Consider the following 547-nt stretch of genomic DNA (forward strand, 5'->3'; position numbering starts at 1 on the left):
CAAAGCTAAATTCCTTGTCCGGGTCGGGATTGTCGCCCACAACCTCTTTCTGCACCGTCAGGCTGCCCGGCTCTGCTTCCGCCTGGTAGACGTTGACAAAGGGCAGAAGCAGTTCCTCCTCACCGGTAATGGTTCCGGTGTAGGTTTTCACCGCGGCGATATACCCCTCGGCTGTGTAGTCGCCTTCGGTGATGGTGTACTCTATCCTCACCGGCAGAGCCGGGAAGGTTTTACTCTCGCCGGGCTTTAATACAAAGGGTTCACTCCGCCCGTTTATCACTGCGGTAAAGGTAAATTCCTTCTGTAAATCCGCGCCGTCGCCCAGGACTTCCTTGGTAACGGTCAGGCTCCCCATCCGGCTGGGGGCATAGGTGTTGGTAAACAGCGCCGTACAGCCTTCTTTAGTGATCGTTCCCGTATGTCTGGTGCCCGCCACAGTATAGCCGGGGACAGGCTGCTCGATGACGGTGTAGAGTACCCCCACCGGGATTTGCTCAAATATGGCACTTTGCCCATGCTTGAGCATGAGGGTGCCTCCGCTTGTGAT

At 56.5% G+C, this 547-nt stretch carries 1 protein-coding gene; it reads right to left on the reverse strand.

Features of this window, described 5'->3' with window-relative positions; genetic code table 11:
• Window positions 1-526, reverse strand: a 526-nt coding sequence (locus H8730_RS18190; RefSeq protein WP_249290325.1) for a DUF7601 domain-containing protein, incomplete at its 3' end; no start/stop codon positions are given.
• Between the last annotated feature and the right edge of the window lie 21 nt (window positions 527-547).

The organism is Bianquea renquensis, from assembly GCF_014384895.1.
Classification (GTDB): domain Bacteria; phylum Bacillota; class Clostridia; order Lachnospirales; family Bianqueaceae; genus Bianquea; species Bianquea renquensis.